This window comes from Ruminiclostridium sufflavum DSM 19573, assembly GCF_003208175.1.
In the GTDB taxonomy this organism is placed as follows: Bacteria; Bacillota; Clostridia; order Acetivibrionales; family DSM-1351; genus Ruminiclostridium; species Ruminiclostridium sufflavum.
The window spans coordinates 1-15,777 of the sequence record NZ_QKMR01000012.1 but is presented as its reverse complement, the minus strand read 5'-3'; the positions used below and the strand labels follow the sequence as shown (position 1 = coordinate 15,777).

Below are 15,777 nucleotides of genomic sequence, written 5' to 3'. Positions count from 1 at the left end.
TACCTTATTATAATATAATTACAGCAATTAACCAATAATCAATTCACATATATATACTGCTATAATAGCACAGACAGCAACCTGCAGCAGTCCTCTCTCAAGATATGCCAGCCCCGCTGCCACAGCAAGCCCTATAATTGCCGAAGTCAAATGCCCTGTAGAGTAGAGTATATCGGGAAATATCATGGCGCCCAGCACTGCAAAGGGCACATAGCTGAGAAATGCCGTCAGGAAACGTGACTGTATCTTATTTTTGAAAATAGCCATAGGCAGTACCCTTGGGAGATATGTAACAATCGCCATCAAAAGTACTGCAAGGATTGTTTTAGCCGGCATTTACCACGTCCTCCATAGGAAAAAATTTTGCACCGAGAGTACATGCAATCAATGTGGCAATAATTATTCTCCAGCCTCCCGATATAACTGAGAAAACAGGTATCCATCTCAGCAGCGAGCTTATAAAAATAGCACACGCCGAAACCGCAAGTGCGGCTTTTGATTTCTTTGCCGCCGGAATAACTAATGCGATGAACATGGCATACAGTGCAATCCCCATTGAATTTTGCAGTGTTTCCGGCAGCAAGGTGCATACAACGGCTCCGGCAGCAGTTCCCAATGCCCAGCCCATATATGGCAAGATTTCAAGCCCAAGCATAAACGCAAAGGTAATATCTTTTTTTTGCATGGCAGCAACGGTGAAGGTCTCATCTGTAATTCCGAAGGACATAATCCACCTCTTTGCATTTGAAACTCCCTGAGCAATCTTCTGGGACAGTGACAGCGACATAAGCATATATCTGATATTAATTACAAATGTAGTTACAGTTATTTCAACATAGCCTGCTCCTGCAATAATCAGATTTGTGCCGGCAAATTGTCCCGCCGACGTTAAGTTTGTCATTGATATAAGTATTACAATCCATACCGGAATGCCTCCATTTACAGCCATAAGGCCAAAAGTAAAGGACACCGGGAAATATCCCAATGCAATAGGAAGGCTCTGCCTACTGCCATCGAAAAAATCATGAATACTATTTTTTCTGGTATCAATAAAATTCCCTTTATTTATCTCCATTTAACAAATCCCCAACCATTATTATATATAATACTGCCTGAAATACAGTCAGCATACTTTCTGCAAGTATCAGTCCAACTTTTCCTGTCCTTTAAGAGACCTTAATTGACCCTTTCAGACATCAGATAGTATTATAACATATACCGCGGCTGTTTTTATTTTAAATTATTATTTTATGAAAATTTTGATACATGATTATAGACCGAGGAAGCCTGACAGAGGTTGTCGGACCTTGAAGCAGAAGCCTCTTAAATCCAAGCGCTGAAACCTTCACAAAATCGCTTGAAAGCAGTGCTCGCCTAAAAGCAATGCATATCGTCCGATAGGTCATCCTGCGAAGGTTTCAACTGTAATTGACTTAATTCAAGTAATTATTCCGGCAGCAAGCCGTTGACAAGCTTGAGCCTTGATATGCCTTTTATGCAGAAAAGCTGAGTTAATAATTCTTGTCTCCTCCAAACAGTCCCCCAAGAATGCCTCCGCCTATTCCTGCCGCACCCGATTGCTGCTCACGGCGTCCGCCGCTCGCTGAGGACAGTCTGTCTGCAAGCCTTGCAAGAGGCAAGCTCTGAAGGTAAACAGTTCCGGGACCTGTCAGCTTTGCAAGAAATACTCCCTCTCCGCCGAACAATGCATTTTTGAAGCCGCCTACAAACTGAATATCATAATCCACAGTAGGTGAAAAAGCAACCAGACAGCCTGTGTCAACCTTTAGTGTCTGACCTGGCATAAGCTCTTTTCTGACAATGGTTCCTCCAGCATGAATAAATGCCAATCCGTTACCGACAAGCCTTTGCAGTATAAAGCCCTCTCCGCCGAAGAAGCCTGCACCCAGCTTTCTTGTAAATGCTATCTCAACATCCACTCCATTTGCACAGCACAGAAAAGCATCCTTCTGGCACATAAAGCTTCCGCCTACAGAAGATAACTCAACAGGTATTATCTTCCCCGGATAGGGCGCTGCAAATGCCACGTGCTCCTTCTCCACTCCTGCATTATAAAAGGTTGTAATAAAAAAGCTTTCTCCTGTAAGCATTCTTTTGAAGCCTTTAAAGGCTCCTCCCTGAGTTGAGGTCTGCATTATTATATTGTTGTCAATGTACATCATGGCACCAGCTTCCGCTCTTACACCCTCGGACGGATCCAGCTCAATTTCAACAATCTGCATATCATCCCCGATGATTTTGTAATCAATTATGTCTCCCATTCTAACCTCCCATGCCGAGTTACCGGCTCAAAAATTTATTGGCGAGCTCTGCCCTATAAATATATGCCTGCCTTCCGACTATGCCCTCCGTATATCCTTTCATGCTCCGCACCGGCAAAAAGCCATTCCAATGGCACATATACAATATTATATATTACGTATAAAAATTGCAACAGTCTGTTTTGTATTTTTTGCCATAAATTCAATAAATTCTCGTGGCAGCTTCAGCACTTATTGCTTTTAACCCATTTAGAATATGCTTTTGAATATTTTGCCGCCAATAATATTGCCTCTGTCATACTTACCTCACCTGCTATACCCTTCCCAGCTATATCATAAGCAGTTCCATGATCTACCGAGGTCCGCAGGAACGGCAGTCCAAGCGTAATAGCAATGGTTCTTTCAAAGTCCAGGGTTTTTGTTGCTATATGTCCCTGATCGTGATAAAGAGAAAGCACTGAATTATATCTTCCCATTAAAGCCAGATGGAACACAGAGTCGGCACCTATAGGGCCTTCCACATTAAACCCCAGTTCCCTTGCAGCTGATACGGCAGGCTTAATGAATTCCTCATCCTCCGAACCAAACAGCCCGTTATCGCCGCTATGAGGGTTGAGCCCTGCGACAGCCATTATCCCCTCATTAATTCCAAGACTTCTTAAAGCCTCGGTGCAACGGTCTATATAGTCAAGCAATCTTTCCTTTGTTACCATTTCACATGCTTTTTTCAGTGATACATGGCGCGTGAGAAAAAATACTCTCATTCCCTTTACCTCAAACATGGTCAGAGGGTCCTTCGTTCCCGTAAGTCCTGCAAGTATCTCCGTATGTCCTATAAAATCAACTCCTGCCGCTTTTAATGCAGGCTTGTTTATTGGTGTGGTTGCAATCGATGCTATTTCATTTTCAAGTGCAAGTTCAACACCTCTTTTAATATATTCGTAAGCGGCACGCCCATTCTGCGCCTGAACTGTGCCATATTCAAACTTAGAAATATCAATGTTTTTCAAATCAATAAGATTTATAATGCCCTTATTGTATTTCCCATCCCTGCCGGATTTAATTATATTTATATCTGCATCAATATTACATATCACAGATGCTTTTTTTATGATTTCGGAATCTCCTATAACCAGCGGACTGCAAGAATTGTATATCTTCTCCTCCTGCAGTGCCTTTACAATTATTTCCGGACCTATCCCTGCCGGGTCACCCATAGGTATTCCAATAATAGGTTTTGACATAATAACCTCCACGCCGAGTTTTCGGCAAAAAATTTAGTAAAGCTTTTTGCTGCGTTTTGTATTGCACTTTTATAATTATATCATTTTCATACAGCCGTTCCAAATCAATTTGAGCAGCTGTCAGACTGAACTGCTTTTAAGCTGAAAGTAATATACAACATTAGTATTGACAGTTTTTATTTTTGGAAGTACACTAGTACTGTACTTAGTGTACTATTACTCGTAATACAGTTAAGGAGGTGCCCATGATTCAATTAGATTTCAAAGACTCTAACCCTTTATATGAACAGATACGGGAAAAAATTAAGGGTTTAATCATCAGCGGAGCCGTCAGGCCAAATGAAAAGATCCCGTCTGTGAGAGAGCTTGCACAAATGCTTACAATCAATCCCAATACAATACAAAAAGCATACAAAGAGCTGGAAGCTGAAGGCTGTATTTATTCCGTCAAGGGAAAAGGCAACTTTATCGCTCCTCTTGATAAAAGCTCGGTAGAAGCACGAAGAAGTGAGCTTTTTGCACAATTGGCCAAGACAACAGAGGAACTGATTTATCTTCTGACCACAGAGCAAAGTGTCATAAATGTTATTCACGATACTTACAATAAAAAGGAGGCATCAAAATAATGATAGATGTAAAATCCCTAAGCAAGTCATACGGTGACTTTAAAGCCTTAGACGAACTTGATATACATATTAATCAGGGCTCCGTATATGGTCTTTTGGGACCAAACGGCTCGGGTAAAACCACCCTTATAAAGCATCTGGCAGGCATATACAAAAATGAATCGGGTACTATTGCCATAGATGATAAGACCGTATTCGACAATCCTGAAACAAAAGCGGAAATAGTATATATCTCTGACGACCTGTTTTATTTTTCCCAATATAACATAAAGGAAATGGCAGATTTTTATTCAAGCATGTATCCCACATGGAGTTGGGATAGGTTCAACACACTCAGGCAGGTCTTCCCGATAGACGTAAAAAGAAGAGTTACAAAGCTTTCAAAGGGTATGCAGAAGCAGGTTGCCTTCTGGCTGGGTATATCGGCAAAGCCAAAGGTAATGATTCTCGATGAGCCTGTTGACGGACTTGATCCCGTAATGAGAAAAAAGGTCTGGAATCTTGTGCTTCAGGATGTTGCGGAATACGGTACAACTGTTCTGGTTTCATCTCATAATCTGCGCGAATTGGAAGATGTCTGTGACCATGTGGGTATTCTTTACAAGGGCAAGATGATGGTTGAGAGAGAGCTTGACAATATGAAATCAGACATTCATAAAATTCAGCTTGCCTATACAGGTGATATCCCTTCAGATATTTTCAAAGATATTGAGATATTGCATAAGACAAAAAGCGGAAGCGTACTGCAATTTATCGTCAGGGGCAGCAAGGACAGCATATTCTCGAGAGTGAAATCCACAAATCCGGTTATTATGGACATTCTCCCGCTTTCTCTTGAAGAAATATTTATTTACGAATTAGGGGGTAAAGGATATGAAATTGAAAACATCCTTATTTAAAAAAGGATTGCTTATAAGCGATATTAAACGTTTCTGGTGGGTCAGCGCTTTATATGCCTTAGCTCTGTTTTTTGTAATGCCCTTCAACCATTATATGCAGTATGTAAGCAATACTGATATTAACGATATCAATAGCTTAAACTGGATGAAGGAAAGAATTGCAAATGAATTTTATTTTAACGGAGGCATAAGTCAGGTTTTCCTTATTGCCGTCCCTGTTGTTATCGGAGCCTTGGTTTTCAGGTATATGCAGAAGAGTCGTTCGGCATCCCTGTATCACAGCCTTCCGTTAACAAGAACAGCTTTATATTTCAACAGTGTTTTGTCAGCGGTAATCTTATTTTCAGTACCAATATTATTTAACACCTCTATTATGCTGTTTATGAATTTGTTTAGTCCCTTATCAGCTTTTTATTCGGCAGCATTAATATTTACATGGCTGGGCTGTACATTCTTGTTCGGAATCATGTTTATTGCAATGTCTGTATTTGCCGGTATGTTTACAGGAAGCTCCATTGCACAGCTGGCATTTGTCTACATACTCAATCTGCTTCCCGCTTTTTTAGTTGAATTTGTAAGAATTAATCTCAGAGGTGTTTTGTATGGCTTCGACACATATTCAAATATAGACTTTTACAGAAATATGCCAATGTTCCGGCTATTTGACATGGGCTTATTGTCGGAAGGCGCAGCTGCGGTAATAACAGCTTATACAGCAGTCACCCTAGCACTGTTTGCAGGCGGCTTGTTTGCCTTCAAGCTGAGAAGACCGGAAACTGCCGGAGATATCATTACCTTCAGACCGGTAAGACCGGTATTTATTTATGGTTTTGTTACATGTGCAACTCTGTTTGGCGGAGCTTACTTCATTCAAATAGGAAATTCCGATCTTGCATTTGCAATTTCAGGATATTTTATAAGTTCTATAATCTCTTATATCGTTATTCAAATGATAACCAACAAATCCTTCAAGATACTGCATACCTATAAGGGATATGTCGGTTTTGCCCTTGTTCTGGTGATTCTGACTCTCGGCATACATTTTGATGTCATAGGCTATGTCAACAAAATTCCCGATCCAAAGGATGTCAAGGAAACATACATAGGCTATAATCTATACTGGTTTGAGCACAAGAATGACCCCGACTTTGATGAAAAAAAATATGATAATTATGATACTGCTCTTTATAAGGATCCGAAAAACATCGAGAATGTAACCAAGCTTCACAAATATCTGCTTGATAACAAAAGCAGAAACGGAAACCAGCAGTATATCGCATACAAACTGAAAAACGGAAAGAAAATAATCAGGAAATACTCCATAGACACCGCAACCCATGCTTCTGTACTTTCTCCCATATACGAAAGCGGCGAATACAAGGAAAACAGATATCCCATACTCCATCAGGAGGCAAATGATTTAAAATACATCGAAATAAGCGACAGGAGAATAGGAAAAAGCCCTTTTATTGTTTCTGACAAAGCTCAGCTGAACAGCTTCAAGGATGCCATAAGAAAAGATATAGCAGACTTAAATTATCAGGACATGGTATCAAGCTCTCAGGATTTCATCACTATAACTATTATAGATACAAATGATAAGCAAATAATATATGCACTGAGGTCAGATTATACCAATACGTTTGATTGGCTTAAAAAAGAAGGGATTTATGAGCAAGTGATTGCCAGAGCTGAGGATATAAATTCAATAACACTGCATTCAATTAAATACAGCTATGGATATCAAAATTACGGCAAAAGCTTTTCCGGAAGTTCCATGTCGGATATCATTGAAATTACCGACAAAGCAGTGATACAGGAAATTCTGAACTTATCCCTTAATGCCGATTCCATAGATACAGATACACAATATATAATTTCTATTGAAGGAAGCTCCGGAACTCACTACAATGAGTATTCCCTGAAGATAGAAGGCAAGGTTTCTCCTGAATTGCAGAGTTATCTGGATAAAATACAGCAGCAAATACAGCCGCAAAATGATGAGGAAATAGAATAAAATTCAGTATGCCTGTTGACCGGCATATTTTTACAGCAATCAAAACTGCAGGCAGTACCAGGTTGTTTACCCTCAAAAGGATTCAAAACAGCCTGGTATTGTTTTTTTAGCGGCTATTCTTTTACAGGTACCCTTCTGACCAGCAGATAAGCTAATATTGCCACTATTACTGTTTCTGCCAGTGCAATTATGACTCCCATGGAAGGATTACCATTGCCGTTAGTTAAAAATTTCAGTACTGCCGTTAATTTATCAAGATATCCTGCCTTTATAAGAAAAACAGACAATACGGGGGAACCGATAATAAAAAGGGCCGGCACTCCTACAGATACAATTATTTTAAGCAGCTTGGACATTCTATAGTATAATACGGTAATAAAGTATCCTGAAGCTAAAGCCAGCATATAATTCACGGTATTCCACAGAAAGCTCATCATTATGACGGCAAGCTGTGAAGCTTCTGCTGCAAACTCCGTGTATGCCTGATAAAACATTGGATTATAATCTATAAAGATATTTATTACATTTGCTGTCCCCGTATCTATTGCAGACATCACTGCCGCTATTATAACAGAGCTTATAAGGAATCCGTAAAATTGTGCCTTTCTTGTTATTCCGTTAGTAGACAGATATAAATAATTTCTTTTGAAAGAATTCAAGCCGCATACAAACAAGAAAATCGCAGAGGCCTCAGCTCCGCTGACAAAGCCTATTTCATTACTGCTTCCGATATTTACGGCATCGGCTTTAAGCGTAAAAGCAAGCAAACCCATTATAGCGGCTATGATTATATAGTAAATCAGTACTGCATTCTTTGTATCATAAATATTATATTTAACAACAGATTTTAATCTCATTTTGACCCTCCTAAGAATTCGTCATATAAATAAATAACTTCTGTAAATCCAGTTTTGAAACCTCCAACCCCTCCGGAACCGCCTGTGTCTCTATTTCCTCAAGCAGGTATGCAGTTTTCAGTCCTCCGAGAGCATCATATCCCAGAATATTCTTACCGGCAGTAAACTTGTCAACCGCAGCTGCACTTCCTGATACACAGCAGCCTTGTGAAAGTACATTTTCAACCGAATCCTTCATTATAATTCTGCCGTTTTTTATCACTATTACATCCTCTATAATATCAGCGGCTTCTTCAATCAAATGCGTTGATATTATTATGGTTCTTGGTTTTTCACTGTAGCTCTGAAGCAGCTCTTTATAAAACAAATCCCTATGGTTGGCATCGAGGCCGAGGACCGGTTCATCCAGCAATATTACAGGTGTATTGCAGGATAAAGCCATAACTATCTTAAAAATAGATTTGTATCCTGTGGAAAGTGATTTTATCTTCTTTTCAATTTTAAGCGAAAATTTTTCACTTAACCGAACAGCATAGTCCTCATCAAAATCCGGATAAAATTCCCTGCCCCATTTAAATGCGCTCTTGATTGTCATTGTATCCGGATAGAAGTTTTTCTCCGTCATAAAATAGACCTTTGACAAGGGTCTGTCATTCTCTATTACGCTGTCTCCGTCTATAAGTATTTCTCCCTCTGTGGGGAAAAGCTTATTGGTTATGAGATTCAGCAGCGTTGTTTTCCCGGCTCCGTTTCTTCCTAAAAGCCCGTATATTTTATTCTGTTCAAGCTCCAGAGACAAATTATCAAGTGCAACTGTATTTCCAAATGTCTTTGTAATATTTTTAAGCTCTATATAACTCATTTATCAAACCCTCTCTCTAACATTTTTATTATATCTTCCTTAGTAATCGAAAGCTTTTTAGCCTCAGAAACAAGTGAAGTGATGTAAGCATCAAAAAAAGCGACCCTTCTTTTATCCGAAATTTTTTCCTTTGCATTCGAAGAAACAAACATACCCAACCCCCTCTTTTTATATACAATTCCGCTGTCCACCAACAAATTAATACCCTTTAAGGCCGTTGCGGGATTAATCTTGTAGCTTACAGAAATCTCCGTTGTTGAGGGAATCTGAGCTTCTTCCTCATATGCTCCCGAGAGGACTGCATCCTCTATTTCCTCCGCCAGCTGAATATAAATCGGCTTGTCAGCATTAAAATCTATTTTCAAAATATCACCGCCTTTTAAACTTTAATATCCGGAAAGCTTTAACCAACATCATATATACAGTAATTCGCCCAGTTAGTCAACTGCAAAGTTAGTTAATTACTTATGTAACTAACTATACAACACTTTAAATACTCTGTCAACATAATTTTTTTAACTGGTATATCTGACATATTGAACAGCTGATTTTTATTTATTATGGGATTTATATATATTAATTAGACATAATAAATACAAATAATTCTATTTAAGAAGAAACTTTCGGAAACTTTACACGTATAATTTTACGATATTTTATTTATTGCAGGTATGTTAGAATTATATTGACACTGAGTTATAGGAGGTAGTATATGCCAAATCTGGTCACTCATTACCTATGCGGGTTAGAGGCTGTTAAGAAGATAGAAAACATAAAATGCAGGGGGCTTATAAACAAGTTTCCCAAGGTGTTTTATTTAGGTACTCAAGGCCCGGATATACTCTTTTTTCATGAAATATGGCCCTGGTCCTTAAAAAAGTTTTCTGCAAATATCGGAAATACAATTCATATATCAAAGGTTAACTTATTATTTAAAGCTATCTTTGAATACATTATTAAACAGAACGATTATGTAAAGAATATTCTTACAGTATATTTTATGGGCTTTTTATGCCATAACTGTATGGATAGTCTGGGGCATCCATATATTTATTACAGCTCCGGTTTCACAACCGAAAAGGATTCAAATGAAAATAAATACATCTGCTACCACAGAAAGTTTGAAACCTCCATTGACGTACTTATGTGTGACAGGCTGCTAAACAGGAAGGTACATGAAATACATCCTTACGAGCTTATAAGGGTATCTCCGTCCGAACAGAACATGATTTGTGAAATGTACACAAATGTTATAAATTCCGTATTTAATATTCATATCCCCAAAAAGGATATCAGCAAGGCAATTAATGATATGATTACTGTTGAAAAAATCTGCAGGGATCCCCATGGAATAAAGGAAAAAATAGTTTCCCGGTTGGATGCAATAATTTATGGCTTTCCTCTTTATTCAAGTATCATTTTCCCCCTAAAGCTTACTGACGGACTGGACTATTTAAATCTTGAAAACAGAGAATGGTGCATGCCCCATGATGAAAATATAAAAAGCAGGCTGTCCTTTATTGACCTTTTTAATGAAGCCTGCCAAAGGACACAGAGATTCTGTGATGTTTTATATTCCTGCATTTTTTATAATAAATCAGGTATTTCATATGCTTTAAAATTATTCGGAAACACATCATATCTATCAGGAATTGACTGTGACATACCGGCAAAATTCAAGTACCATAATATTATATTTAAAAATCCAGCTAAAGAGAGAAAAAAAGCCAAGCCGATATAGCCACGCAGGGATATTTTAAAAAGCCGCCTGCTTATATTTTTCAGGCGGCTTAACCGTACAATTCTAAATGGATAGAATTTCACTCAGTCTGAGCAGCTCGTGATCAATATCCTTTGTCATGGAAAGAGCTTCATCAATATCCAGATCTACAATCTTTGACTCATTTACAGCAATAATTCTATTGTAAACGCCATCCTTAAGCAGCTCCACAGCCTTTACACCCATGGCACTGGCAACTACCCTGTCCCTTACGGTAGGGCTTCCTCCCCTTTGGATATATCCCAATACTGTTCCTCTCGTCTCAATTCCGGTAAGGTCTTCCACCTTCTTTGCAAGCTCTAAGGCTCCGCCTATTTTCTCGGCAACTCCCTCTGCGAGTATAATAATATAATTCTTTTTGCCATTGTTCCGTCCTTGAACAATTTTCCTTATAATATCCTTATCAAAATCAAATTCCTTTTCTGGCAGCAATATTACTTCCGCGCCTCCTGCTATACCTATATTCAGTGCTATATGCCCTGCACGCCTGCCCATAACCTCGAGTACGCTGCATCTTTCGTGTGAATAAGCCGTATCTCTTATTTTGTCAAGTGCATCCTGAACAGTATTCATAGCCGTATCATAGCCTATTGTGTATTCAGAGCAGGCTATATCATTGTCGATAGTACCGGGAAGGCCCATGACCTTAATTCCGAATTTGCTGAAATCTCTGGCTCCCCTGTAAGAGCCGTCACCGCCGATAACAACAAGCGCATCTATCCCAAACGCTCTTGAAAGCGACATTGCCTTTTGCATGCCTTCTTCCGTGGTAAACTCTTTACATCTGGCGGTCTGCAATATTGTTCCGCCGCGGTGGATTATATCGGATACACTTCTGGCAGTAAGCTCAGAAATATCACCATTAATAAGTCCGTTATAGCCTTTCCTGATTCCGAACATTTTTAAGCCATGATAGATTCCGGTTCTGACAACAGCACGAATAGCAGCATTCATACCGGGTGCGTCTCCTCCGCTGGTCAAAACTCCGATTGATTTTATTTCACCCATAACAACAACCTCCATAAGCCGCAAATAACGGCAACAAAATTTGATAAAATTTAATCTTGCTTGTAGACAACAGTATCTACGATTTACTTAGATTATATAATTGCGGCCTCGCCGTTGAAGCTACATAAAAACACAAGCCGGAAAACCGGCATTGCTTAGTCAGAAGTCAATTACCACCGCCCTGAAAAAACGATATTCCATCGTCGCGAAGGCTTGAACCGTAATTGACTGGATTCAATAAATTGTATCTGGTAAATTATTGAATCTGCAAAGGTTTTTTGCATTTAAAAAAAACCAATTGAATTTATTATAAACCAATATAAAGCGATAAACAATAAAAATCAGGTATTTAATTGCGTTGATTCGTGTATGGCAATCCATTAAGAAGTATCTGTATAAGCTGTGAAAAGCCTGTGATCAGCAATTTTTTATTAAGGTGCTAATTATTGAAGGATACAGCTCCTGCCTATAGCTTCACCTGCTGATATCCTTGTTTCAAAGCCTTCATTGGTTTGCTCTGTTATATCCTTGTCAATTATTATCCTGTCCTTCTTAAAAAAAAGCAGAACCGTTGAGCCTCCAAACTTGAAGTATCCCTTTTCGTCTCCTCTTTTTACCCTGCTGCCGGGAATATAGGTCTGAATAATCGACCCTACAGAAGTAGCTCCTACCTCCACATACAGTACCTCTCCAAAATTATCTGTACTGAATATGCTGTATTCCCTTTTGTTTCTGCAAAAGAGCTCCGGTATCTTCCGCAGTGCCACAGGGTTGACAGAATAATATTCCCCCTTGACCCTTCTTGATTCACTGCATACACCGCTGTCAAAAAAGTGAAATCTATGATAATCCACAGGGCAAAGCCTCAAAATCATATATGTCCCGCCCTGAAACTCCTTTGCCAGCTCTTCACTCTGAAGGAGCTCTGAAAGACTGTAGCTCATGCCTTTTATTTGTATAATATTATGGCAGTCAATTTTTTCCCAAGCCTGCAAGCGCCCGTCCCCCGGCGACAACAGCTCCTCCTGCGGCCTGTCAAAGCTCCTTGCATCACTTTTAAGCTTTCTCGCAAAAAAATCATTGAAGCTTGTGTAAGCCTGCAATTTTTTTTCACATTCCTCCAAATCAATGGAAAAGCTCTTTGCAAATCCGGCTATACTCCTCCTGCTAAACGCAGAATCACAAAAGAAGCCTGTTAAGGCAGAATATATTTTTCTTCTGACCAGCAGCTCAAGTCCCAGCCTGCCCGCCCCTGAAGTATATAACAAATCCAGCAGCCTGCCTCCTGCCACATTTTCTGTTTCATACTCCTTTGTCTTTCTGTTATATATTTTAATCATGTATCTCCTTTTGAAAACCGCTAAAGTTATAAGACTGACATCTATAGTCAATTATAAATTTATGCCCGTCAATTTTCAATGGTTCTAAACATCTCATATGAGATATTCCCTTTTGTATCAGGTACAAAATACAATTTATCCCGTCCATTTGTTTCAATTAACACCGCCCAATCAGGCTTGCAGGCGCCAAGAGGTGTCTGTACCCTGAACCAGCCGGGAAGCTTTGCATACAGCCTTACCGGCATATTCCTTTTCAAGTAACCTGCCAGCTCACTTATTTCATACAGCTCCTGTAAATAATACTCCCCATCCCCGGCTTCGCTGTACTTGATGCCGTCTGCAAGCAGGAGCCTCATTTTTGAGGAAATAATCCTTGCAACTTGCTCCATATACCCTTGAGGATTTTTCTTAAATAAGGGAATAGTTTTGCTTTTTATTAAAATTTCTACAATAGTCTTTCGGGTCAAATTTGTCTCCTTTTGCAGGTATGCAATTATATCAGGAATATATTCTCCCGCCCTGTCTATTGTAACAGCACACTGTTCCTCCTCTGATGCCGCAACACCGCCTGAATTGATATTAAGAGCAGCCTTTGCATATACCAGCCCTGACAAGCCGGCGGACAGAAGCTGTTCCATTTCTTCGGAGCATTCGTTAATAAGCCTTTCACTGTCAAAGTCGAGGGAATATGTTGTCCTGTACTTAATTTTATCCCATAGCTTTTTAAACTCCTTGTCAAGATATTCCCGACCGTCAAATACATTTTTCCCCTTTTCGCTGTTGTTTTTGATGTTAAGCCTGCCGCTGACCTTCTTTGCTATGGCTGTAATGCCGCTCTTAATTCCCTCCAATTCCGGAGGTATGCTCAGTGCATTATTTCTTACCGCAGCTTTCAGCTTATCCTGTATTTTACCTGTTGAGTCTATATAACCGGCCTGAATAAAATGATTGAAAATTTTTTCAGATGCGGCTTGCCCAAGATATCCGTAAGCTCTTCCGGCTCCTTCTGCCGGGATATCCGCAAAGGAATGCTTTTCAATAATACCAAACCGTATGCCTTCATCTTCCTCATATTCTCTCTGAAGTGCCTCCGCAAACTGTTCATAGCTTTCATTTGCCATTACTGTCAGTGTATTTATATCAAGGCCATGCTGCCTTTCTCCCTGCTGATTAACGCATAAGCGAAGACCGCGGCCTATTTCCTGACGTTTCTTGATTTCACTCCTGGTTTGATTTAACGTGCAGATCTGAAAAACATTCGGGTTATCCCAGCCTTCACGCAGAGCGGAATGTGAAAATATAAAGCTCAGCTTTGTATCAAAGGATATCAGCTTTTCCTTATCCTTCATAATCAATGTGTAAGCATCCTCATCCGCAGCAGCTGTTCCGCTTGTGTCCTTCGGCCTTCCTCTTTTGTCGGCGGAAAAATATCCGCTATGAACCTCTCCCGCCAAAATATCTGCCTCCTGCCTTCCCAGCAAAGGATGATATTTAGGCAGCCTTATCAGTTCAATATAGTTTTTTTCAAATAGTCTGGCATATATGCCCTTCTTCGGCTTGCCCAGTTCATCATAATATCTGTAATTCACTACCCTGTCTATAAAAAACAGGCTCAAAACCTTTATTCCCAGCTTATTTAAAACCATTTCCCTGTCAAGATGCTCCTCAATTGTTTTCCTGATCTGCTGTTCTTTAATTATAATATCAGCTATATCGCCGTTTGCATCTCCAATACGCAAAGCAAGCCCCTTACCTGTAAAGGACAGGTATTCCGCTCCCGTTCCGCAATAAATTTCATTTATGATAAATCCCTGATATACATCCCTGCCGCCGGACTTTTTATACAAATCATCACCGCATTTGACGGATATTTCCTTTCTTTTGACAACACCCTTTTTGTTCTTTATATCCAGCTCAACCTCAGCTGTAACAGGCATTTTTTTGTTGTCCACCGATATCAGCTTCATATAAGCATTGTTATGGCAAGCCTTAGTTTCAAAGCCTGCCACCTCTATCTGCTTTACCAGTCCCAAAGCATAGCTGTCTGCCGCATTTAATTTATACACAAGATTATGCTTTTCAGCATGTGTGGCTGAATAACGCAAGATACAAGCGGGATTAAGATATCTTATCGCTTCCTTTGCTTTTGGCGTAGTGTCAACCGATTGAGGCTCATCTATAATAACAAAAGGCCTTGCTTCTCCAATAAGCTCTATCGGCTTCATTCCGTTCAATTTGTCATTTGCCCTGTGAATGATATTCGCCTTGCTTTCCTTTAAAGTATCCTTAAAGCCTTTTCTGAACGCATCAATGTTTATAATCATTATTTCGATATTCTGACTTGAGGCAAAATATAGCACCTGCTCAAGCTTACTGCTGTCATAAACAAAATAATTATATATCATATTGCCGTACAGCTTTTTAAAATGCTCACCGGTAATTGTTAATGACTTATAAACACCTTCCTTTACTGCAATGCTTGGCACAACAATTATAAACTTTGTAAATCATAGTGATAGGTAAGTCTTTGATATCATCTCTAACTTTTCCCCCACTCCACACCGTGCGTGCGAATTTCCCCGCACACGGCGTTCTATCAAAACTAAATTTTGCAACTTAAACTATATCTGAAACTAAACACGTTATTTTAAATACTTGCCAACTCAAGCATTTTTCTTAGGCGGTTAATTTTAGTCATCTGCTTTTTGTCCGGTTTAATGATATCCAGATAAAACTGGATTGTTTCCGGCTTTTTTGCATGAAGCAACTGGTGAACATTCATTGTTACAAGCACCAAATTGCTATAACTATCATCTTTGCATTTATGGTACGGCGTTTTGTGATGGCAGTGCATATTTCCGA

General features: G+C 39.5%; 14 protein-coding genes and 1 pseudogene. 4 read left to right on the top strand and 11 right to left on the bottom strand.

What is annotated here, in order from left to right; translation table 11 throughout:
* Positions 1-27: 27 nt before the first annotated feature.
* The 4 genes from LY28_RS10730 to pdxA all read right to left on the bottom strand — a co-directional run bounded on the left by LY28_RS10730 (position 28) and on the right by pdxA (position 3,526).
* Entirely contained in the window at positions 28-336 is a 309-nt protein-coding gene (locus tag LY28_RS10730; protein ID WP_110462193.1) for an AzlD domain-containing protein, read from the bottom strand.
* Positions 326-1,075, bottom strand: a complete 750-nt coding sequence (locus tag LY28_RS10725; protein ID WP_110462192.1) for an AzlC family ABC transporter permease — start codon at positions 1,073-1,075, stop codon at positions 326-328. Before LY28_RS10725 ends, LY28_RS10730 begins: the two co-directional genes overlap by 11 nt.
* Before the next feature lie 436 nt (positions 1,076-1,511).
* A complete protein-coding gene (locus tag LY28_RS10720) occupies positions 1,512-2,282 on the bottom strand; it encodes a TIGR00266 family protein (protein ID WP_110462191.1) in 771 nt (256 codons plus the stop codon).
* Positions 2,283-2,506: 224 nt separating this feature from the next.
* Positions 2,507-3,526, bottom strand: coding sequence for a 4-hydroxythreonine-4-phosphate dehydrogenase PdxA (pdxA, locus tag LY28_RS10715; RefSeq protein ID WP_110462190.1), 1,020 nt, complete (start codon positions 3,524-3,526; stop codon positions 2,507-2,509).
* Positions 3,527-3,771: 245 nt separating this feature from the next.
* On the opposite strand from pdxA, the gene LY28_RS10710 reads away from it, so the two are divergent.
* Genes LY28_RS10710 through LY28_RS10700 form a run of 3 tightly spaced genes read left to right on the top strand, consistent with a single transcriptional unit; the run spans position 3,772 to position 7,068 of the window.
* Positions 3,772-4,152: a GntR family transcriptional regulator gene (locus LY28_RS10710; protein WP_110462189.1), complete on the top strand. Its 381-nt coding sequence runs from the start codon at positions 3,772-3,774 to the stop codon at positions 4,150-4,152.
* Complete coding sequence (locus LY28_RS10705) at positions 4,152-5,051, top strand: ABC transporter ATP-binding protein (RefSeq protein ID WP_110462188.1); 900 nt, start codon at positions 4,152-4,154, stop codon at positions 5,049-5,051. Before LY28_RS10710 ends, LY28_RS10705 begins: the two co-directional genes overlap by 1 nt.
* On the top strand, positions 5,026-7,068 hold the full coding sequence (locus LY28_RS10700; protein WP_207658082.1) for a DUF6449 domain-containing protein: 2,043 nt from the start codon (positions 5,026-5,028) through the stop codon (positions 7,066-7,068). The genes LY28_RS10705 and LY28_RS10700 overlap by 26 nt, the downstream gene beginning before the upstream one ends.
* 113 nt (positions 7,069-7,181) lie before the next feature.
* Here the strand turns inward: LY28_RS10700 and LY28_RS10695 are convergent, their stop codons facing one another.
* From LY28_RS10695 to LY28_RS10685, 3 genes are read right to left on the bottom strand one after another with little or no spacing between them, the layout of a single operon-like run.
* Complete coding sequence (locus tag LY28_RS10695; protein WP_110462187.1) at positions 7,182-7,925, bottom strand: hypothetical protein; 744 nt, start codon at positions 7,923-7,925, stop codon at positions 7,182-7,184.
* Positions 7,926-7,935: 10 nt separating this feature from the next.
* Positions 7,936-8,787: an ABC transporter ATP-binding protein gene (locus LY28_RS10690; protein WP_110462186.1), complete on the bottom strand. Its 852-nt coding sequence runs from the start codon at positions 8,785-8,787 to the stop codon at positions 7,936-7,938.
* The gene (locus LY28_RS10685) at positions 8,784-9,152 is read right to left on the bottom strand and encodes a GntR family transcriptional regulator (protein WP_110462185.1); all 369 of its coding nucleotides are present in this window, start codon (positions 9,150-9,152) and stop codon (positions 8,784-8,786) included. The genes LY28_RS10690 and LY28_RS10685 overlap by 4 nt, the downstream gene beginning before the upstream one ends.
* A gap of 347 nt (positions 9,153-9,499) precedes the next feature.
* On the opposite strand from LY28_RS10685, the gene LY28_RS10680 reads away from it, so the two are divergent.
* Positions 9,500-10,528, top strand: a complete 1,029-nt coding sequence (locus LY28_RS10680) for a zinc dependent phospholipase C family protein (protein ID WP_110462184.1) — start codon at positions 9,500-9,502, stop codon at positions 10,526-10,528.
* A 63-nt stretch (positions 10,529-10,591) separates the two neighbouring features.
* Here LY28_RS10680 and pfkA read toward each other — a convergent pair whose 3' ends face one another.
* The 4 genes and pseudogenes from pfkA to LY28_RS19360 form a co-directional block, all read right to left on the bottom strand.
* Entirely contained in the window at positions 10,592-11,566 is a 975-nt protein-coding gene (gene pfkA, locus LY28_RS10675) for a 6-phosphofructokinase (RefSeq protein WP_479692083.1), read from the bottom strand.
* Between the two features lie 452 nt (positions 11,567-12,018).
* Complete coding sequence (locus tag LY28_RS10670; protein WP_110462182.1) at positions 12,019-12,915, bottom strand: phosphatidylserine decarboxylase; 897 nt, start codon at positions 12,913-12,915, stop codon at positions 12,019-12,021.
* A 68-nt stretch (positions 12,916-12,983) separates the two neighbouring features.
* Entirely contained in the window at positions 12,984-15,401 is a 2,418-nt protein-coding gene (locus LY28_RS10665; protein ID WP_110462181.1) for a restriction endonuclease, read from the bottom strand.
* 161 nt (positions 15,402-15,562) lie between these two features.
* A pseudogene (locus LY28_RS19360) lies at positions 15,563-15,777 on the bottom strand (group II intron reverse transcriptase/maturase); the annotation flags it as partial.

Excerpts from the sequence above, each read along its gene's own strand:
- LY28_RS10730 (WP_110462193.1), bottom strand. The coding sequence starts at position 336 with ATGCCGGCTAAAACAATCCTTGCAGTACTTTTGATGGCGATTGTTACA.
- LY28_RS10725 (WP_110462192.1), bottom strand. The coding sequence starts at position 1,075 with ATGGAGATAAATAAAGGGAATTTTATTGATACCAGAAAAAATAGTATT.
- LY28_RS10720 (WP_110462191.1), bottom strand. The coding sequence starts at position 2,282 with ATGGGAGACATAATTGATTACAAAATCATCGGGGATGATATGCAGATT.
- pdxA (WP_110462190.1), bottom strand. The coding sequence starts at position 3,526 with ATGTCAAAACCTATTATTGGAATACCTATGGGTGACCCGGCAGGGATA.
- LY28_RS10710 (WP_110462189.1), top strand. The coding sequence starts at position 3,772 with ATGATTCAATTAGATTTCAAAGACTCTAACCCTTTATATGAACAGATA.
- LY28_RS10705 (WP_110462188.1), top strand. The coding sequence starts at position 4,152 with ATGATAGATGTAAAATCCCTAAGCAAGTCATACGGTGACTTTAAAGCC.
- LY28_RS10700 (WP_207658082.1), top strand. The coding sequence starts at position 5,026 with ATGAAATTGAAAACATCCTTATTTAAAAAAGGATTGCTTATAAGCGAT.
- LY28_RS10695 (WP_110462187.1), bottom strand. The coding sequence starts at position 7,925 with ATGAGATTAAAATCTGTTGTTAAATATAATATTTATGATACAAAGAAT.
- LY28_RS10690 (WP_110462186.1), bottom strand. The coding sequence starts at position 8,787 with ATGAGTTATATAGAGCTTAAAAATATTACAAAGACATTTGGAAATACA.
- LY28_RS10680 (WP_110462184.1), top strand. The coding sequence starts at position 9,500 with ATGCCAAATCTGGTCACTCATTACCTATGCGGGTTAGAGGCTGTTAAG.
- LY28_RS10670 (WP_110462182.1), bottom strand. The coding sequence starts at position 12,915 with ATGATTAAAATATATAACAGAAAGACAAAGGAGTATGAAACAGAAAAT.